18 protein-coding genes are annotated in these 19,539 nt (G+C 67.7%); 10 read left to right on the top strand and 8 right to left on the bottom strand.

Going from position 1 to position 19,539, the window contains the following annotated elements; genetic code table 11:
- On the top strand, positions 1–295 hold a 295-nt coding region (locus S2M10_RS11860), incomplete at its 5' end, for a PDZ domain-containing protein (protein ID WP_168846250.1).
- A 14-nt stretch (positions 296–309) separates the two neighbouring features.
- On the top strand, positions 310–2,397 hold the full coding sequence (gspD, locus tag S2M10_RS11855; RefSeq protein ID WP_348770586.1) for a type II secretion system secretin GspD: 2,088 nt from the start codon (positions 310–312) through the stop codon (positions 2,395–2,397).
- On the opposite strand, the gene S2M10_RS11850 is transcribed toward gspD, so the two are convergent.
- The 3 genes from S2M10_RS11850 to S2M10_RS11840 are packed head-to-tail and all read right to left on the bottom strand — an operon-like array spanning position 2,391 to position 3,834.
- Entirely contained in the window at positions 2,391–2,825 is a 435-nt protein-coding gene (locus S2M10_RS11850; RefSeq protein WP_168846249.1) for a hypothetical protein, read from the bottom strand. The genes gspD and S2M10_RS11850 overlap by 7 nt on opposite strands.
- Positions 2,822–3,277 carry a hypothetical protein gene (locus tag S2M10_RS11845; RefSeq protein ID WP_168846248.1) on the bottom strand — a complete coding sequence of 152 codons (456 nt, stop codon included), beginning with the start codon at positions 3,275–3,277 and terminating at the stop codon, positions 2,822–2,824. The genes S2M10_RS11850 and S2M10_RS11845 overlap by 4 nt, the downstream gene beginning before the upstream one ends.
- The gene (locus S2M10_RS11840) at positions 3,274–3,834 is read right to left on the bottom strand and encodes a hypothetical protein (protein WP_168846247.1); all 561 of its coding nucleotides are present in this window, start codon (positions 3,832–3,834) and stop codon (positions 3,274–3,276) included. Before S2M10_RS11840 ends, S2M10_RS11845 begins: the two co-directional genes overlap by 4 nt.
- Before the next feature lie 159 nt (positions 3,835–3,993).
- Between S2M10_RS11840 and S2M10_RS11835 the strand changes: the two genes are divergently transcribed.
- Positions 3,994–6,459 carry a PhoX family phosphatase gene (locus S2M10_RS11835; protein ID WP_168846246.1) on the top strand — a complete coding sequence of 822 codons (2,466 nt, stop codon included), beginning with the start codon at positions 3,994–3,996 and terminating at the stop codon, positions 6,457–6,459.
- A gap of 87 nt (positions 6,460–6,546) precedes the next feature.
- Here S2M10_RS11835 and S2M10_RS11830 read toward each other — a convergent pair whose 3' ends face one another.
- The 3 genes from S2M10_RS11830 to S2M10_RS11820 form a co-directional block, all read right to left on the bottom strand.
- Positions 6,547–6,915, bottom strand: a complete 369-nt coding sequence (locus S2M10_RS11830; RefSeq protein ID WP_168846245.1) for a hypothetical protein — start codon at positions 6,913–6,915, stop codon at positions 6,547–6,549.
- Positions 6,916–7,022: 107 nt separating this feature from the next.
- Positions 7,023–8,333 carry an amidohydrolase family protein gene (locus S2M10_RS11825; RefSeq protein ID WP_348770585.1) on the bottom strand — a complete coding sequence of 437 codons (1,311 nt, stop codon included), beginning with the start codon at positions 8,331–8,333 and terminating at the stop codon, positions 7,023–7,025.
- On the bottom strand, positions 8,330–9,730 hold the full coding sequence (locus tag S2M10_RS11820; protein ID WP_168846253.1) for an amidohydrolase: 1,401 nt from the start codon (positions 9,728–9,730) through the stop codon (positions 8,330–8,332). Before S2M10_RS11820 ends, S2M10_RS11825 begins: the two co-directional genes overlap by 4 nt.
- Before the next feature lie 57 nt (positions 9,731–9,787).
- Between S2M10_RS11820 and S2M10_RS11815 the strand changes: the two genes are divergently transcribed.
- Positions 9,788–12,661, top strand: coding sequence for a PAS domain S-box protein (locus S2M10_RS11815; RefSeq protein ID WP_247650771.1), 2,874 nt, complete (start codon positions 9,788–9,790; stop codon positions 12,659–12,661).
- Positions 12,661–13,275: a response regulator gene (locus S2M10_RS11810; protein ID WP_168846244.1), complete on the top strand. Its 615-nt coding sequence runs from the start codon at positions 12,661–12,663 to the stop codon at positions 13,273–13,275. The genes S2M10_RS11815 and S2M10_RS11810 overlap by 1 nt, the downstream gene beginning before the upstream one ends.
- A gap of 1 nt (position 13,276) precedes the next feature.
- Here S2M10_RS11810 and S2M10_RS11805 read toward each other — a convergent pair whose 3' ends face one another.
- Positions 13,277–13,621, bottom strand: coding sequence for a hypothetical protein (locus tag S2M10_RS11805; protein ID WP_247650770.1), 345 nt, complete (start codon positions 13,619–13,621; stop codon positions 13,277–13,279).
- Between the two features lie 923 nt (positions 13,622–14,544).
- Positions 14,545–14,931: a flagellar biosynthesis regulator FlaF gene (locus tag S2M10_RS11800; RefSeq protein WP_168846243.1), complete on the bottom strand. Its 387-nt coding sequence runs from the start codon at positions 14,929–14,931 to the stop codon at positions 14,545–14,547.
- Positions 14,932–15,044: 113 nt separating this feature from the next.
- Here S2M10_RS11800 and S2M10_RS11795 point away from each other — a divergent pair, with 113 nt between their 5' ends.
- The 5 genes from S2M10_RS11795 to S2M10_RS11775 all read left to right on the top strand — a co-directional run.
- Entirely contained in the window at positions 15,045–17,465 is a 2,421-nt protein-coding gene (locus S2M10_RS11795; RefSeq protein WP_168846242.1) for an HAD family hydrolase, read from the top strand.
- A 93-nt stretch (positions 17,466–17,558) separates the two neighbouring features.
- Positions 17,559–18,443 (top strand): flagellar motor stator protein MotA, encoded by an 885-nt coding sequence (gene motA / locus S2M10_RS11790; RefSeq protein WP_168846241.1) that lies wholly within the window; start codon positions 17,559–17,561, stop codon positions 18,441–18,443.
- Positions 18,418–18,738, top strand: a complete 321-nt coding sequence (locus S2M10_RS11785; protein ID WP_168846240.1) for an STAS domain-containing protein — start codon at positions 18,418–18,420, stop codon at positions 18,736–18,738. Before motA ends, S2M10_RS11785 begins: the two co-directional genes overlap by 26 nt.
- Positions 18,735–19,100, top strand: a complete 366-nt coding sequence (locus S2M10_RS11780; protein WP_121078538.1) for a response regulator — start codon at positions 18,735–18,737, stop codon at positions 19,098–19,100. Before S2M10_RS11785 ends, S2M10_RS11780 begins: the two co-directional genes overlap by 4 nt.
- The coding region (locus tag S2M10_RS11775) for an Hpt domain-containing protein (RefSeq protein WP_348770584.1) at positions 19,097–19,539 on the top strand (443 nt) is incomplete at its 3' end. The genes S2M10_RS11780 and S2M10_RS11775, both read left to right, overlap by 4 nt.

The raw sequence follows: 19,539 nt of genomic DNA, 5'->3' as shown, positions 1-19,539 counted from the left end.
CTCCGGCGTCGGGGTCGCGCCCAGCTTCTGCAGCACGGCGGCGCAGGTCCCCGGCAACAGCGCCGCCGTGCTGCAGAAGCTGGGCGCGACCCCGACGCCGGAGGGCTTCCGGATCGGCAGCAACGGCCCGCCCGGCATGCAGGCCGGGGACGTCATCACCTCGGTCAACGGCACCTCGCTTTCCGATACCCAGGCGGCCAACGCCGCCTTCGCCGCCGCACAGGCCAGCGGCACGGCCACGGTCCAGATATTGCGCGACGGGCGGCGGATCACGCTGACCGTCCCGCTGCGCTAGAAGAGAGAAACCCCGTGAAGATTCGCCCCGCCCTCGCCTGCCTCGCGCTCGCGCCGATGCTTCTGGATCCGGTGCTGGTCGCCGCCCAGACCGCTGCGGCCCCGCAGGACACCGCCGATGTGGTGATCAACATGCGCGGGGTGGAGATCGCCGACGTGGCCGATCAGATATCGCGCATCACCGGGCGCACGCTGATCCTCGATCCCGCCGTGAAGGGGGTGGTGACGGTCACCTCCTCCAGCCCGCTGACGCCGAACGGGGTGTGGGACCTGTTCCAGTCGGTGCTGCGGGCCAATGGCTATGCGGCGGTGCGCTCGGGCCGTGCCTGGCGGATCGTGCCCGCCGCGAATGCGGTGCGCGACGGCGGCCTGCCCGCGCGCGGGATCGCCGGACAGGAACTGATGACGCGGATGGTGCGGCTGTCCAACGTTCCGTCGGCCGATGCCGCGCGGATCGCCCGGCCGCTCGTTGCCAGCTTCGGCAGCGTCGAGCCGCTGACCGCGCCCAACGCCGTCGTCATCACCGACTATGCCGACAATGTCCGCCGGATCGAATCGATCATCCGCCAGCTGGACGGCGGCGGCGGGGCAACCTTCGCCGCGATCGCGCTCAAGAACGGCAGCGCGCCCGCGGTCGCCCAGGCAGTGCAGAACGTGCTGGGCGGCGACCAGGGCGCGGGCACCCGCGTCGCTGCCGACGAGCGCAGCAACACCGTCATCCTGCGCGGCACCCCCGCCTCCGTGGCCGAAGGGCGCCGCATCGTCGCCTCGCTGGACCTGCCCGGCGGGTCCACGCCGATCACCCGCATGTTCCGGCTGAACTATGCCGATGCCGAAACGGTGACGGACGTGCTGCGCGGCGTGCTGGGCCTGGGCGAAAGCACCGATAATCCCGTTGCCAACAGCCTGTCGAACGGCGCGAGCAACCCCTTCTCCCGCCTCGCCTCGCAGAGCAGCCTTTCCGGTGCCGCCGCCGGCATGGCGGGTGCCGCGAGCGCGGGGAGCGCCACCGGGGCAACCGGCGTCCAGGCCGCGACCGCCACCAGCACGCCGACGATGCAGTCGACGACGCCGAAGACGCCCCAAGGCTTCTCCACCCCCGACCTGACGGTGCAGCCGGCACCCGAGCTGAACGCGATCGTCATTCGCGGCGCACCCAGCGCGATCGCCTCGATCGAGCCGCTGATCCGCGACCTGGACGTGCGCCGCCCGCAGGTGCTGATCGAAGCCGCGATCGCCGAAATCACCGGCGACGATGCCGAAGCGCTGGCCGTGCAGCTGGGCACCAGCGGCGCGGTGCTCGACCGCGTGACCGGCGCAGCGACGTCGTTCAACGCCGGCGGTGCATCGCTCGGCGCGATCCTGAGCGCGCTGGGCGTCCCGGCCGGCTCGCTGCTCGGCACCGGCGCGAGCGGCTTCACCGGCAATTTCAAGGTGGGGGATGATTTCTCGGTGCTGCTCCAGGCGCTGGGCACCTCCACCCGCGCCAACCTGCTGTCGACGCCGCAGATCACGGTGCTGGACAATGTCGCCGGGGAGTTCATCGCGGGCCAGAACGTGCCCTTCGTGACCGGATCGATCCTCACCAATTCAAGCTCGGCGACGCCTTACAACACCATCGAGCGCAAGGATGTGGGCATCACGCTTCGTGTCCTGCCGCGGATCAACGCCGGCGACACCATCCGGCTGCAGGTGAACCAGGAAGCCTCGGCGATCGCCAGCACCACCGTGTCGCAGGCATCCGACATCATCACCAACAAGCGGGCGATCAACACCACCGTGCTGGCCGACAACGGCTCGACGATCGTGCTGGGCGGCCTTACCGCCGACGATTATCAGGATACCCGCCAGCAGGTGCCGGTGCTGGGCAGCATCCCGCTGATCGGCGAGCTGTTCAAGAGCCGCCGCGAGCAGCACCAGAAGCGGACGCTGTTCATCTTCCTGAAGCCCACCATCCTGCGCGACGGCGCCGATGCCAGCGCGGCCGCCAAGGATCGCTATGCCCGGTTGCGCGCCGACGAGGCGGAAAGCGCCAAGCGCAACAGCCTGCTGCTCGCGCCGCCCCCCGCCCGGCTGAAGGTGGAGATCGACGGGATCTACTGAGCCGCCGGCGCGGGATCGTCGGCAGCGGGCAGCGGCACGCGCGCCTGCTGACCGCCACGGCTGAACAGCGCCGCGTCGATCGACAGCGATTCGAGCCGCCAGCCATCGACGCTGTCGCCGATCGCAAGGCTGCGGCTGCTCCCCTGGGCGGTGCGGACCAGGGCGACGGCGTCGCTGCCCAGCCGGCCGACGATTCCGGTCAATTGCGGCGCGTCGGCGGGCAAGGTCCCGCCCTCGACAGCGGGTGCGGTGAACAGCGGCCGATCGAAAACATGGGTGAGCGGCGGCTCGGCGGGCGCGACGAGCGGAGGCAGTGCGCGCTGCGACCGTGGCGGTTCCGACGTCGCCGGACGCAACAGCAGGGCGGGCAGCGCCGCCGCCGCCAGCGCAGCCCCGGCCAGCGCGGCGATTTGCGCGCGCGGGATCATCGCACCGCTCCGACCAGCGTGCCGCTCAGCCGTACGCCGCCGCCCTCTGCCGATGCGATGCGCCACGCGCGAAAGCGCATCAGCGGGCGCTCGCGCTCGAGCGCGTCGGCCAGCGCGAGCACGGCCTTTTCGGGCCCGGACACGCGGATCCCGACCATCACGAGCGGCGCCGGCGCGGAAACCGGGACCACCGATTCCACCAGAACACCGCCGCCGCGGGCGACGCGCTCGATCCGCGCGCGCGCGGTGGATACGGCGCTCGCCTTGGCAAAGGCGAGATCGGACCGAACGATCGGCCCGCTCGCGACAGGCTCCGCCAGCGCCGCCAAGGCCGCCGCACGCGCCGTTCGCGCCTTGCTCAGTGTGCCCAGGGCGGCGCCGGTCCAGGGCGCCAGCATCGCGGCGAGCAGCAGCCCGGCCAGCAGCCCCCACAGGATCGGTCGACGGCTCATCGCGCGGCCTGCCGCAGCACCACCATGGTCCGCCCCTCGCCTTCCTGCTGCCGCACATCGCGCAGGCCGGCCAGCGCAGGCACCCGCCGCAGCGCCGTGCGGAGCGCGTCCGGATCGCTGACCGCGACCTCCAGTTCCAGCGTGCCGTCCGCCTGCCGCTCGGCCCGCATCAGGGCCGCGTCCGCTGGCAAGGCGGTGGAGAGGGTATCCAGCAGCGCCGCCGGCCCCGGCTGCACGATGGCGGCACCCAGCATCGTGCGCGCCGCCCCCCGCGCCTGATCGGCGGCGTAGCGGGGTGCCAGCGCGGCTTCGGCCGCTGCGGTCTCGCGCTGGGCACGCCCGGCCAGCAGCGTCGCCCCTGCAAGGGTTGCGATCGGCCCCGCAGCGACCAGCAGCGCCAGCGCGGGGACGATCCAGGACCCGGCCGCAACCGCCTCCGCAGCCTTGTCGACCGGCGCCACGGGCCGGCGGGCGCGGGCGCGTGCCCAGCCAAACGCCCGGAGGGCTAGGCTGGGTGGCGGCATGGTGGGATCGCGATCGGGAGCGTCCGGCGTCATCGGGCCGCGCTTAGCTTCTGATGGCAGCTTGGCAAGTGTCACGTGATCGCCATATGAAAGCCGCCGACTGGTAACGAAACATCCATGACGGTTTCATGCCGCGCGCTCATGGGCAGCCTCACGCCGGGACAACGTGCCCGAGCAACAGAGGGGAACCCAATGACCGATCTGATCGAGGCGCCGTTCGGCTATACCGATGGCGATGTGGATACCAACCACAGCACCGCCGTTACGCTCAACGAACTCGCCGACCAGCGCTATTCGCGCCGCACCCTGCTGCGCGGGTCCAGCGCCATCGTCGCCGCGACGATGGGCGGATCGATGGTCGCAGCCTGCGACAGCAGCGACAGCTTCCGCACGCCGACCCCGCCGCGCGTTACCGCCGGCGCCGCTATCACGACCACGGCCGGCCGCATGGTGACCCTCACGGGTACCGCCAATGACGACAAGGCAGTGACCGCGGTCGCCTGGACGCAGACCGGCGGCCCGACCGTCACGCTGACCAACGCCAACCAGGACATCGCCACCTTCATGACGCCGGCAGTGGCGGCGCGCACGAACCTGACCTTCCAGTTCGCCGCGACCGACGATGCGGGCAACACCTCGACCGCGACGACCACCGTCACGGTCGACCCGGCGACGCTCGGCTTCACCGCCGTCGCGAAGAACAAGCTCGACGTGGTGACCGTGCCGACGGGCTACACCGTCAGCGTGATCAACCGCACCGGCGATCCGATCGCCGCGAACGTGCCCGCCTACAAGAATGACGGCACCGACACGAACTTCGCCCAGCGCATCGGCGACCATGGCGACGCCCTGTACTGGTACGGCCTCAGCGCCACCGGCACGCGCGACGCGAACAGCTCCACGCGCGGTCTGCTGGTGCAGAATCACGAGAACATCAACGACCAGTATCTGCACGTAAACGGCGCCACGACCGTCAACGGCGCGCGTCCGGAATCGGAAGCGCAGAAGGAAATCGACTGCCACGGCGTGTCGGTGACCGAAGTGTCGGAAGGCACCAATCGCGCCTGGACCGTCAAGCAGGACTCGTCCTTCAACCGCCGCATCACCCCGGCGACGCCGATGGTGTTCAACGGCCCGGCCAAGGGCTCCGACCTGCTCAAGACGGTCTACTCGCCGACCGGCGTCGCCGGCCGCGGCACGATCAACAACTGCGCCAACGGCACGACGCCCTGGGGCTCGGCGCTGACCTGCGAAGAGAACTGGGCCGGCTATTTCCGCCGCAGCGGCGATACCGCCAATCGCACCGCCAAGGAAGTTACCGCGCTCAGCCGCTACGGCGTGACGAGCAGCACCGGCAGCTATGGCTGGTCGACCGTCGTCGCCGCCGACAGCAGCAATACGCTGTTCCGCCGCTGGGACGCACGTGCCGGCACCGGCGCGGCGACCAGCGACTTCCGCAACGAGCCGAACCAGTTCGGCTGGATCGTGGAAATCGACCCCTATGCCCCCACCTCCACGCCGCGCAAGCGCACCGCGCTGGGCCGCATGGGCCATGAGGGCTGCTGGCCGGGCCTGTTCGTCGTCGGCAAGAAGCCGGCCTGGTACATGGGCGACGATTCGCGCCGCGAATATATGTACAAGTTCGTCTCGGCCACCGCCTGGGTCGCCGCCGACGCCAATGCCACCGACCGCCTTGCGATGGGTGACAAGTATCTGGACGCGGGCACGCTCTACGTGGCCAAGTTCAACGCCGACGGCACCGGCACCTGGATGCCGCTGGTCTATGGTCAGAACGGCCTGGACGGCACCAACACCGCCTACCCGTTCGCCGATCAGGCGGACGTGCTGGTGAACACCCGCCTCGCCGCGGACAAGCTGGGCGCCACGCCGATGGACCGCCCGGAATGGACCGCGACCAATCCGGCGACGGGCGAGATCTATCTCACCCTCACCAACAACAACGCCGCCGGCCGCCCGCTGACCGGCACCGACGCGGCCAATCCGCGCCACTATAACGACCCCAAGGGCACCGCGTCGCAATATGGCAACCCGAACGGACACATCATCCGCATCAAGGAAGCCGATACCGAAGCGACGACCTTCACCTGGGACATCTACGCGTTCGGCGCGGGTGCCGATCTGAACGCGACCAACATCAACCTGTCGGGCCTGAACGACACCAACGACTTCTCCAGCCCGGACGGCCTGGCATTTGCCCGCGCCACCAATGCCGGTGGCCAGGTGAAGCCGCTGATGTGGATCCAGACCGACGACGGCGCCTATACCGACGTGACCAACTGCATGATGCTGGCCGCGCTTCCGGGCACCGTGGGCGATGGTGGCGCTCGCACGATCACCAACACGGGTACCGGCGGGGCGACGGCCACGCAGGCCACCCGCATCGGCGCGGCACCGGGCGTCAACCTGCGCCGCTTCCTCGTCGGCCCGGTGGAATGCGAGATCACCGGCGTGGACTCGACGCCGGACGGCCGCACGCTGTTCGTCGGCATCCAGCACCCCGGCGAGGGCGGCACCCCGGCGGCGCCGAGCAGCCATTGGCCGGACAGCCAGGCCGGCGGCACCGTCGCCGCAACCGTGCGTCCGCGCTCGGCTGTGGTGGTGATCACCAAGAATGACGGCGGCGTGGTCGGCCTCTGAGGCCTTCGCCGCTACCGGAACGGAAAGGGGGAGGTCCGGCAGGACCTCCCCCTTTTCTTTTTCGCCGCCGGAAGCGGAGCGGTCATCTCACCGATCGGTGCGGCTGATGATCTTCGCGGTGCCGTCCGGGGTGATGGTGACCATGTGCGCCACGCCGCCGCTGCAATTGGCCCGCCACAACGGGTTGCCGTCCTGATCCGGCAGCCGCTGCGAGCTCTCGACATGGTCGCACTTCAGCCCCGCATCCATGATCGCGCGAATGAACACGACGTTGCGCTGCGCGTCGTTCATCGCGATCACCTGCGCCGCGACATTGTTGCCGTCCGCGGTATTGGCGACCACCGCATTGCTCTCGGCGGCGGTGTCCGCCGCCGCGTTGCCGGTCGCCTCGCCGCCCTGCTGGCATCCTGCCAGCGCCAGCGCGGCAACCGCGGGTAGAAGGATGTGCTTGATCATCGTTCCTCACTCCTGATGGCCCGACGCGGCCTTTCCCGCGCCGGGACCGTTCCACCTGACCGCCCAAATGCCCGCGATCATGAAGGTTCCGGATCGAACGCTGCGGATCAGCGCTGATAGGCCTTGGGCAGCGCGCCTTCAGCGGGCTTCCAGTAGCGATCGCGCAGTCGCGTCTGCCGCGTCGTCAGGGGCTGTTCGACCCCATCGACATACAGCTTCGCCGGCATGCTGCCGATCTCGAGCGGATCGCCGTCCCACACCACCACGTCGCCGGCGCGACCCGCCTTGAGCGCGCCGAAGGCGTCGCCCATGCCCATCGCCTCGGCGGGCTTGGAGCTGATCGCCGCGAAGGCCGCGTCCCAACTGAGCCCGGTCGCCCCGGGCACGCGGGTGAGCGCCACCAGATTGCCGGCGTACTGCTTCGCCAGCCGCGCCTGGCGTGCCTCGTCGTCGTTGATCATGCCCACGCCGACGAGCACACCCGCCGCCTGCATCCGGCCGATGTTGGACTGGGTGGCGGCCAGCTGCTCAAAGCTCGCCGGCAGGTCGTTGAGTGCGTTGGCGAGCACCGGCACCCCGGCCGCGGCGATGTCCCTGGCCACGGTCCAGCCCTCGGTGGCGCCGACCAGCACCAGCTTCAGTCCGGGCGTCTCGCGCTTGAGCTGGAGCAGCACCAGGATGTCCGATGCGCGCTCGACATGGACGAGCAGCGGCACCTTGCCCTGCACCACGGCCGCCAGCGCCTCGGCATCGGCGCGCGTGAGCAGCGCATCCTTGCCGCGATCGGCGAAGCTTGCCGGATTGCGCGCATAGTCGCGCGCCTCCAGCATCGCGTTGCGCAGCATCGCGATCGCCGCCGGACGGCTGCCGCCGGCAACGCGCCCGCCGCTCTCGCCATATTCCATGAACTGGAAGGCGCGCGGGCGGGCAACCGCATGGAGATCGCTGCGGGTGTCGATCACCGCGCCCTGGCCGGCGAAGATCGAGCCCTTGCTGACCTCCGGCGCGACCACGGCGCGGGTGACGCCGTCCGCCCGGTTGATCGCGATCGGGGTCGCGCGGGGATTGACCGCCGGGGACACGTCGAGCGCGGCATTGAACGGCGAGCTGCCCGCCGCGGAATCGTTGGTAACGCCGACGCCGTCGACCTCGACGATGCCCATCCGCGTGAAGCCGGCGAAGATGCCCGGCGTCACATAGCGCCCGGCGGCATCGACCACGGCGACGCCGGCCGGCACCGCGACGCCGCGACCCGCCGCGACGACCTTGCCGCCGCGCACCACCACCGTGCCGCCCTCGACGGGAGCCGAACCGTCGCCGATCACCAGCTTTGCATTGGTGATCGCCACATCCTGCGCCATCGCAGGGGCCGCGAGCGCCACACAGGCCGCCGCGGCGAGAAACAGGGTCTTGCTCACTTCACATCCCCCTCGCCCGGCTGGCCGAGCTCGAAATCGGAAACCGGGCGGCGCTTGGGATCCTTGGCGTCGTAGAGCAGCGCCCCGTCGACCCACACCATCTCCGGCCGCGTGTAGACGCTGAACGGATTGCCGTTCCACAGCACCACATCCGCCATCTTGCCCGCCTTCAGGCTACCGGTCTTGTCGGCGATGCCCAGCGCGATCGCCGGATTGATCGCCAGCCATTTCCACGCCGTCGCCTCGGATACGTCGAAACCGCCGCGGATCGCCGAGGCGCGCGCCTTGGCGACTTCCTGGTTGAGCCGCTGGATGCCGTTGGCATCGTCGGAATGGATCATGCCGCACGCGCCCTCCTTCTCGAGGATGGCGAGGTTCTCCGGCACCGCGTCGTAGGATTCCATCTTGAAGCCGTACCAATCCGCCCAGACGGCAGCGCAGGTATTATTGGCCTTCAGCAGATCGGCGATCTTGTACGCCTCCACCGCATGGTGGAACGCCGAGACATGATAGCCGAACTCCTTCGCCATATCGAGGACGTTGGCCATCTCGTCGGCGCGGTAGCAATGGTTCTGCACGCGGATCTCGCCGTCCAGCACGCCGCGCAGCGTGTCCATGGCGATGTCGCGGCCCGGTGCCTCGCCGCCGTCCTTCTCGTACTTGTCCCATTTGCGCTTGTATTCGGCCGCCCGGGCCCAGGTCTGGCGATCGACCGCGATGTTGCCCATCCGGGTAGAGGGCTCGCGGCCCCGGCTGCCATAGACGCGCTTCGGGTTCTCGCCGCACGCCATCTTCAGGCCGTACGGCGCACCGGGGAACTTCATGCCCTGCATGGTGCGGGCATAGACGTTCTTGAGCACCACCGATCGGCCGCCGAACAGATTGGCCGAGCCCGGCAGGATCTGCAGCGTCGTGACGCCGCCATTGGCGAGCGCGCGGCTGAAGCCCGGATCCTGCGGCCAGACGCTGTGCTCGGCCCAGACATCAGCGGTGACCGGCCCGGTCGCCTCATTGCCGTCAGACAGCGCGTCGACGCCCGGCGAGGGATAGTCGCCAAGATGGCTGTGGATGTCGATCACGCCGGGGGTGACGTACTTGCCCTGCCCGTCGATCACCGTCACGCCCGCCTCGGCGGTGAGGGTCTGGCCGATCGCGACGATCTTGCCGTCGCGGAACAGCACCGCGCCCTTGTCGATCCGGCCGCCCTCGCCATCGAGGATGGTGACGTTGGTCAGCAGCGTCGGCACGCCCGGATAGGGGCGATAGGTGGAGGGATAGGGATCGTGATCATATCCCTTGCCCAGGCCCGGCCCCTTCTTCGCGGGCGTGGAGGAGGCGCTGGCAGGCTTGCCGCCGCTTCCCCCGCAGGCGGTGAGGGCGACGCAGGCGGCCGCCATGGCGAAGCTTCGGATCAAGCGTGACTCCCTGATGTTCTCGTGATGGTCCCCGCGCAATTGATCGCCGCGCCGGGGGCTTTTGGCAAGCACCCGCCCGAAGCGGCTTCAGGGAATCGACGGATTTCCGTGCATCTCCCTATGGCTTTTCGCGCAAAATTAACCGATGCTGATCAAATCGTAGCCTCGGCTTCGACCTGTGCAGGGGCAGGTGGTTTGCACGTTGGAAGATTAGATCGGGATGCGACGCGCCGAGGCGCGCCGTATATGAACGTCACCACGGCCAATGTGCTGGCCGCAGTCGCGTTGATATGCGGGCTGGTGACCCTCGCGGGCTGGGCATTCGACGTGCCGATCCTGCATCGTTTCATCCCCCGCACCTATCCGATCTGGCCAATGACGGCCCTTGGCTATTGCTGCGTCGCGCTGGGCGTCTTGCTCGATCAGTTCCGGCGGCTGCGGATTGCGCTGGCCTTCTACGTCGTCGCCATGACCGTGGGACTGATCGGCACCGTTCAACCCCTGCTCGCCCCGTTGTTCGACATCGGGCAACTGCTTTTCGCAGACCCCGTCGCGGCATTGGGGTTGCAGCAAGCCGGTCGCCCGGGGGTGAACGCCATCGTGTTCCTGCTGATGCTGCCGATCGCCGCCCTGGCCTCGCGCAGCCCGTGGCGGCTGCTGCGGGAAGTCGCTCCGCTGGTCGCGATTGCGCCTCTGGCGCTGGCGCTGGCCTCGGCCACGGTCATGATGCTGACGGAACATCCATCCGCCGTGAACCAGGGCCTGCGCGCCTCCGTGCCCGGCACGATCATGGCATTCACGCTGACGGCGGCGATCCTGCTCGGGCACTGGAAGGTGGGAGGGAACCGGGCCAGCAGGATCGAACGTTCGGACCCGCTGGCGATCAAGACCGTCGTGGCCGGCGCCATCCTGCTGCCGGCCCTGCCGGCCACCGTCGAACTGCTGCTCGAGCGCGGCGCGAACGGCGAATCGCTGACCGGCCACCTCGTCCTGGGCCTGTTCAACATTCTCGCAATCGCCCTGATCGCCTATTGGGCGGTCCACCGCGTAGGCCGCGAGCAGATGGCGCGCGCCGAACTGAGCTTCGCCCTCGACGGTGCCACCGTGGTGATGACCGATGCGCGCGGCAGGATCATCCATTGGTCGCTGGGTTGCCAGCAGCTCTATGGCTGGACCGAGGCCGAAGCGCTCGGCGAGAATCTGTACATGCTGCTGCGCGCCCAGTGCCCCAACTGGAACAGCAGCTATGCGGTGCCCGATGCCGATGGTGCGCAGGAACTGATCGAGCAGCGCAAGGACGGCAGCCAGATCCACGTGATCGAGCGACTGCTGCGTTCCGCCACGCCCACCCGCGGCGCGATTGCGGTGCACAGCATCCTCGACATTTCAGAGCGCGTCGCCGCCCTGCGCGCGTTGCGGGCAAGCGAGGAGCGCCTGGCCCAGGCCACGGCGGCCCATGAACTCGGCATCTTCGACTGGGACATGAGCGGCGACCACATCAACTGGTCGCCCGGCACCGAGCAGCGGCTCGGACTGCCGCTGGGCGCGCTTTCCAGCTTCGACTCCTGGAAGCGGCTGATCGATCCGGGCGATCTGGCAGAGCTCCGCGCCACGGTGGTCGCCGCCGTCGCGCAGCGCGCCGAGCGCTTCGCCTTCCGCTACCGGCTCACCGGCTGCCCGGGAGCCGAGCGTACCCTGGAGGGCTCGGCGCGCTGCTTCTACGATCCTGCCGGCAACCTCATCCGCGTGGTCGGCGCCGCGCTCGACATCACCGAGCGCGACGAACACGAAGCAGCGCTGCGACGGCGCGAAGCGCAGCTCCGCACCGTCCTGGAAACCGTGCCCGATGCGATGATCGTGCTCTCCGGCGAGGGTGCGATCCTGCAGTTCAGCGCGGCAGCGGAGGAGCTTTGGGGCTATCGCGCCTCCGACGTGGTCGGTCGGGCGTTCACGATACTGGTCCCGGACGATGAGGCAGAGACCGGCGAGGCGGTTCTGCACCGCTTCGTCGAAACCGGCGACGGCCTGGTCGGCGAAGTGCTGGTGGGCACCGCGCAGACCGCCGATGGCCGGCGTTTCCCGGCCGAGATGCGCGCCGGCGCGGCCCGCAGCGACGGCCATTTGCTGATCACCGTGTTCGTGCGCGATCTGACCGAGCGTGTCGCCACCGAGCAGCGCCTGAGCGAGCTCAACAACGAAATCGCCCATGTCTCCCGCCAGAGCGCAATGAGCGAAATGGCCGCCGATCTGGCGCACGAGCTCAACCAGCCGTTGAGCGCCACCGCCAATTTCCTCGCCGCAGCGCGCATGCTGATCGAGCGCGGCGAGGGCGGCCCCCGCGTCACCGATCTGTTGCGCATGGGTTCGGAACAGACGCAGCGCGCAGGCGAGATCATCCGCCGCCTGCGCGCCTTCGTTGCCCGCGGCGAAGTGGAGATGCGGGTGGAGTCGGTCGAGCGCACGGTTCGCGACGCGGTGGAGCTGGTGCTGGTCGGCACGGGGCACTTCAACCTGCGGGTCAGCTTCCATCTCGATCCCGCCGCGCGCTTCATCCTGGCCGATCGCATCCAGGTTCAGCAAGTTCTGGTTAACCTGTTGCGCAATGCCGTGCAGGCATTAAAGCTTGTCGAGCCCGATGATCGACAGATCACGATAACGTCCGAGAAGCTGCCTGACCAGATGATAGCGATCACAGTCACGGATAGCGGCCCCGGTCTCCCCGACCATGTCTTGGAAACACTTTTTTCGCGGTTCAGCACGACAAAAGGAGGTGCAGGCGGAATGGGGATTGGACTTTCGATCAGCAAACGCATTATCGAAGGCCATGGGGGAATGTTGAGTGCAGAAAATGCGCCGGGGGGTGGCGCGTCGTTCCGCTTCACGCTGCCCGGTATCGAAGAAGGTGAAGAATAATGACCCGAACGATCTACATCGTCGACGATGACGATGCCGTCCGCGCTTCGCTGCACAGCCTGCTCTCTGTCCGTCCGGACCTGATCGTCCGGGGCTATCGCTCGGGCGATGCCTTTCTGGAACAGGAGAGCGAACTCGATCCGGGCGTCGTGCTGCTCGATTTCCACATGCCTGGCTCCAGCGGTCTCGACGTGCTGCTGAAGCTGGATCGCGCGCCGCGGTTCGTGCCGATCGTGCTCACCGGCCAGGGCAATGTCGGGCTCGCGGTGCAGGCGATGAAGGCCGGCGCGCTCGACTTCATCGAAAAGCCCTATGAGGCCGAATTCCTGCTCAAGGTGATCGACCAGGCTTTCTCCAAACTGGAGGAAGATGGCGAGGCAGCGGCCCGCACGGCGACGGCGGAAGGCAAGATCGCCAAGCTTTCGCCGCGCGAGACGGACGTGCTGAAGGGCCTGATCGAAGGCAGGTCGAACAAGATCATCGCCTATGAGCTCGACATCAGCCCGCGCACGGTGGAAATCTACCGGGCGAACCTGATGGAGAAGCTCGAAGTCCGCAGCCTTTCGGAAGCGCTGCGCATCGCGTTCGCCGCAGGTCTCTTCCCCAAGGGATGAATCACGAGGCCCCGCCGTCCCGCAGCAATGCGGCGATGGCGGCGGCAGGTTCCTCTTCGGCGACATGGTGGAGGTGTGGCGCGGTCACATCGCGCGCGCCGCCCATGATGATCAGCCGGTGCCACAGCGGATCGCGTGCCAGCGCGGCCAGTCCTCCGGGATGGGCCTGCGTCGCTGTGCCATCGGCCACCAGCACCGGCGCGGTACCGCCAAGCCGGGCGATCCGGCCCGCATCGACCTGCTCCATGCTGACCACGTCGATTCCCGAGAGCGCGAGCCGCGCGGCCAGCATACTGCGCAGGCCGGCTTCACGCACCATCAGGATCACCAGCATATTGAGGACCATCGATGTCGACCCTTGTTGCACGCTTGTGTCCGATCATATTCCGTATTCTGGCTGATGGCCACCAGGTATCGCTTTGGTCCGCTCAGGAGCAATCGGCAATCGACGCCATGTTGCCAGCACGACCGCGCCCCCGGCTCGCCGGTGGGGCTTTGGTGCCATCGGGTCCCCCATCGTCCCGCCGAGGCGATCGACCAAGTTCGGCTTTCAAGCCTTTGCCCCATGGCGGGACGGACGCGACGGCGACTGGGCTGGAGTCGTGCGCGTCGATGTGCACAGAACGAGGACATATGGTCACTTCTGCCATAGACAGACGATGCACCGGCGCAAATAGAATGGATCCAAAATAGGACCACCTCACGCGCGGGTACAGCCGCGATACTCTACGCGATTGTGGACGACCAGCGGATGTACGTTGGCAAATTTCATGCGTGCAACAAGGCACTGTGCGCGAAACCTCATCCCCCAAGATGGCGTCTCGCGGCCGCATGTTGCCGAGGTCGCATGCCTTTCAGAGGTACGCTTTGCCGCCGCTCGACGGTCGGTTTCTCAGCCGCATTGCACAAGCGCCGCCGCACGGCAGCGCGTCGATTGATCTTCCGGCAGGATCGGATCGGAGCGGTCGCGTCTCTGCGGTGCAGGCCGGCGGCCATGTGCCGACAAGGGACTTTGCAACACGACCGACAACGCGTCGTTCGGATCCGCTGCCCCTATCTTGCCGAATCGACAAGCCGGGCGGCGGTCGCGCGGCGGCGCCCCTTCGTTCGAGGACCGATCGCGCGTGGTGCCCCGCCCGCCCATGCATCCGCCGGACGGTGACAATGCGCACCGGCGCAGCCCGAGGGCACCTGCATTGCGCCGCTCGCGCAGACGCAAGAGGAAGCCCAAAGGCTTCGCCGAAGCTTTGCCGGTCGCGGCAGCGCGGTTCAGGCGGCGGCGGCGGTCGCCTGGGGCGCTGCGCTGCGGTCCTGGAAGCCAAGGCCTTCCATGATCGTGCGGTTTACCTGAATCAGTTCCATGATCGATTCCCGACCGGCGACGACATCGCTGGTGAAGCGATCCACCCATAGGCCGAGGGAAATGATCTTGGCGCGCAGATCGACCGGCAGGTTGTTCCCGCGCGCACCGCAATCGGTGATGAACGCCGTCCACATCTCGCGGTTGCGATACAGCGACGGCATCAACAACGCACCCTTCAGGCCGGCTTCGTGCGCGGTCAGCATCTCGCCGGTGATCTCGCGCATCAGCCGCAGTTCCGCGGCGCGCGGCGTCTCGGCCCGGCTCCGGGCAGCCTGATAAGCATTGATCGTCATTGTCGCTCCTTTGCTCCTGCCGCCATTGTAGGAAGATTTTGCCGGGTTGGTCCTTGGTCTTCCTATAAGATTCCTGCGTCCCCTCGGTGCGGGCGCTTTCCAGGGACAGTGCCGTGACCGATTTCATCCTTCCGCATGCTATGCCGTCGGCGCTTGAAGGGCGCCCGAACGTCAAGCTGCTTTCGCTCGACTGCTTCGACACGCTGCTGTGGCGCGACAGCCATGCGCCGATCGACATCTTCCATGCACTGCCCGGCATGACCGTGCTGCAGCGGCAATGGGCGGAATCGCGCGCGCGCACCGCGGTGCTGGTGCAGCATCGCCACAAGGAAGTGACGATCGAGCAGATCTATCGCGAGATGTATCCGAACGCGCGCAAGGCGGAGATTGCCGCCGCCGTCGCGCACGAGATTGACGCGGAAGCGCGCCACTGCTTCGCCTTCCAGCCGACGGTGGAACTGATCCGCGAGGCGAAGCGCCGCGGCATCGGCGTGATCATCGTATCGGACACCTATCTGGATTCCGCACAGCTGCGCGACCTGATCGCGCGTGCCGCGGGCGCCGAGGTTGCGGGCATGATCGACCGCGTGTTCTGCTCGTCCACCTATCACAAGTCGAAATCCGAGGGATTGTACGAGGACGTGCTCAAGGCGCTGAAATGTGCGCCGGAGACGATCCTGCACATCGGCGACAACGAAAACGCCGATGTCGGCGGCGTAGCGCCGTTCGGCGTGCAGACGCTCCACCTCAAGCAGTTCGCCGAAGCGACCGCGCAGCGGCTGCGGCTGGAATCGTCGATCAGCGCGATGCTGCACCCCCATCTCCCCGGCACGATCGCCGCCCAGCAGCCCCACCGCGCAGCCCTGGCAGCGGGCGAACCGCAGATCGGCGACTCCGCCGAGTCGCTTGGCTTTTCGGTAATGGGCCCGGTGTTCCACACCTATGAGCGCTGGCTCCAGCAGGAAGCGGAAGCGCTTCAGGCGGAGCGCGGAGGCACCGTCCACTGGCTGTTCATGATGCGCGACGGGCTGCTGCCGATGCGCATCCATCAAATCGCCCAGCCGGACCAGCCCGGCCATGCCGTGGAGATCAGCCGCTTCACCGCGGTGGCCGCGTCGCTCACCGATCCGAACGCGATCGAGCGCTATGTGCAGTTCGAGATCGGCAGTGATCCGGAGAAGATCGCGCACCAGTTGCTGCTGCCGCGCAACGAAGCGCGGCTGCTGTTGAAGGGCCTTCCCAAGGACCGCACCCGGCTTGCCGCCTTCCTCAAGGAAATTCGGCATCCGCAGCGCGTCAAGCAGATCGTCAAGGCCGGCAAGGGCTTCGCGGACCGCCTCATCGCGCATGTTCGCGCGACCGTGAACCCCCAGCCGGGCGACACGCTGATGCTGGTCGATCTCGGCTATAACGGCTCGGTCCAGAATCATGTCGACGCACTGCTGCGGGAGCGGTTCGGGGTGCATGTGGCGGGGCGGTATCTGCTGCTGCGCGAGCAGTACCGGGCGGGCTGCGACAAGAAGGGCCTGATCGGCGAGGACAGCTATGACTGTCACACGCTGGAGGCGATCGCCACCAACGTGGCGGTGCTCGAGCAGATCTGCACCGCAGCGCAGGGCTCCACCGTCGACTTCCAGGCCGACGGCACGCCGATCCGCAAGGCCAACAGCATCAAGGGCCGCCAGAGCGCGGTTCGCGAACGGATCCAGGAAGGCACTCTCCGCTTCGAGCGCGAGCAGGCCGCTGCCCGGCTGCGTGGCACCGCGATCGACGAGATGCCGCTATGGCGCCAGGCCGCCACGGCCGTGCTGGCCCGGCTGATGTACATGCCGCTGGCGCACGAGCTGGCGGTGCTCGCCGAGTTCGAACACGACATCAACGAAGGCGTGGACGATACGGTCGCGCTGTTCGATCCGGCGATCGCGCGGCGGGGCCTGCGCCAGCGCGGGCTGTTCTACATGAAAGGCTCCGAGCGCATGTATCTGCCGGCAGAGCTGCACGGCGAAGGCATGCCGGTGAAGCTCGCCCTGCTCACCCAGAAGCGCTTCGGCCTGCCGTTCAAATATGCCGATTTCGTCGACAGTTCGATTTCCGTACCGGTGATCGTGGCGGACGGCACCAACGTCTCGACCGGCAACGTCACCGCGACGCCGACGCACGACGGCTATTATCTGGCGCCGATCCCGATCGGCGATTGCCGCTTCTCGGTGGGCGTGCAGTTCGGGCAGCTGTTCGACTGGGTGCAGGTGGAAAGCGCGGTGTTCATGCCGGTCGAACGCTTCCTGTCGGATTCGCAGCGACCGGGCATGGACGAAACCGAGGCGGCGCCCTCGCTGGAGGGCATGCAGCAGGTGGCGCCCAACCTGTTCCAGTGCGCCGACGAGTTCGGCTTCATGATGGTGCCGCCGCCGCCCCGGGTCGATGATCGGCCGATGATGCTCGCGCTGGTGTTCCGCCCCATCGCCCGCCGCGAAATCGTGCCGGTGGAAACGGTTCAGCAACCCTCGCCGGTGCATGCACCGGGCGTGCGGTGAACCCGCACCTAAGCATTATCCCCGAAGCAGCCGGTACCCCCGGAAACCATCCTATAATTCTGGAAAGATCCAGGGAAAGAATTTGGGCTCATCATGCTGAACGCGGTTGGTTTCCTCATCATTCTCGGCTGCGTGTTCGGGAGCTTCATGATCTCGGGCGGCAAGTTCGAGATCATCGCGCACGCGCTGCCGCATGAGATGATGGCCATCGGCGGTGCCGCGATCGGCGCCTTCATCGTCGGCAACTCCATGCCGACGGTGAAGAAGGCCGGTGCCGGCATCATGCGCGCCTTCAAGGGCGGGCGCTGGAAGGCCAGCGACTATACCGACCTGCTGACGCTGATGTTCACCCTGCTCACGCTGTTCAAGAAGAGCGGCGCCACCGGCATCGAGCCGCATCTCGACAAGCCGGAGGAGAGCGACCTCTTCAAGCCCTATCCGCGCCTGCTGAAGGACCATCACCTGATCGAGTTCCTCTGCGATTACCTGCGGATGATGACGGTGAACTTCGAGGATCCGCACCAGCTGGAATCGGCGATGGAAGCGGACATCGAGAAGCATCACCACGAGGAAACCCATCCGCAGCACTCGCTGCAGCTGATGGCCGACGGCCTTCCCGCCATCGGCATCGTCGCGGCGGTGCTCGGCGTGATCAAGACCATGGGCTCGATCGACCAGCCGACCGAGATCCTGGGTGCGATGATCGGCGGCGCCCTCGTCGGTACCTTCCTCGGCGTGCTGCTGTCCTACTGCGTGGTGGCGCCGCTTGCCGGCAAGCTGCTCGAGACGATCGAATCCGACTCCAAGCCCTTCACCATCGTGAAGACCGCCATCGTGGCCTACGCCCAGAACCAGCCGGTGCAGGTCGCGATCGAAATCGCCCGTCGCATGACGCCCTCCGCGTACGCGCCGACCTTCCAGCAACTCGAAACCGCTCTCGACGAGGCCAAGAATGGACTTTCCCCTGCCACCGCTTGAGGCTGGCGCGGACAACGCGCTCGCGCTCCCCGCGCACGGTTCGACCGTGACGGCCGCGGACCTGCAAACCCGCCTCATCCAGGCGGTCGACGGCGACGGACCGGTCGAGATCGATGCCTCGCAGGTCGAGAGCGTCGGCCAGGCGGTGCTGCAGCTGATCGTTGCCGCCAAGGCCGAAGCCGACAAGCTCGGCAAGGCCTTCACCATCCTCAACCCCAGCACTGCCTTCACCGATCGGGTAAACCGTTGCCAGCTCGCAGCGGCGGTCGGCATTGATACCGGAGAACTTCTGTGACCAAGCTGATCCTTACCGTCGATGACTCCGCGAGCATGCGCATGCTGCTCAAGACGTCGCTGACCGCGCAGGGCTTTCGCATCGAGAGCGCGAACGACGGGCAGCATGGCCTGGAGCGCATGCACGAGGTCAAGCCCGACCTGCTCATCACCGACATCAACATGCCGAAGATGGACGGGTTCGAACTGATCGAGGCCGTGCGCCAGGTTCCCGAATTCAAGGGCGTGCCGATCCTGGTGCTCTCGACCGAATTCTCGGACGAGAAGAAGCAGCGCGCCCGTTCCGCCGGTGCCACCGGCTGGATCACCAAGCCGTTCGAGGCCACGAAGCTGGGAGCGGCGATCCGCCGCGTCTGCCCGTGAGCGACGAATTCGACGATATCCAGGCAATCTTCTTCGAAGAGTGCACTGAAGGCCTCACGACGGCCGAGGAAGGCCTGTCGGCGATGCAGGCGGGCGACCTGTCCGGCGAGACCATCGCCGGCGTGTTCCGCGCGATCCACTCGATCAAGGGTGGCGCCGGCGCCTTCGGCCATTCGGACCTGACTGCCTTCGCGCACAAGTTCGAGAATGTGCTCGACGAAGTGCGTGCCGGGAAGATCGTCCCCACGCCCGGCGTGATCCGGGTGATGCTGAGCTCGTTCGACGTGCTGTCGGACCATGTCGAGGCCGCGAAGGGCAATGCGTCCCGGCCGAATGACGGGGCCGCGCTGAGCGCGCTCGAGCAGGTGCTCGCCAACAAGGGCGTGCCGGACGGCGATGCGCCGGCTGCGGCCGCGCCCGTCGCGGCGGCCCCCGCCCC

Source organism: Sphingomonas sp. S2M10 (assembly GCF_012650175.1).
Classification (GTDB): domain Bacteria; phylum Pseudomonadota; class Alphaproteobacteria; order Sphingomonadales; family Sphingomonadaceae; genus Sphingomonas.
Note: the sequence above shows the minus strand (reverse complement) of the source record. Positions and strands in the feature narration are given on the sequence as shown.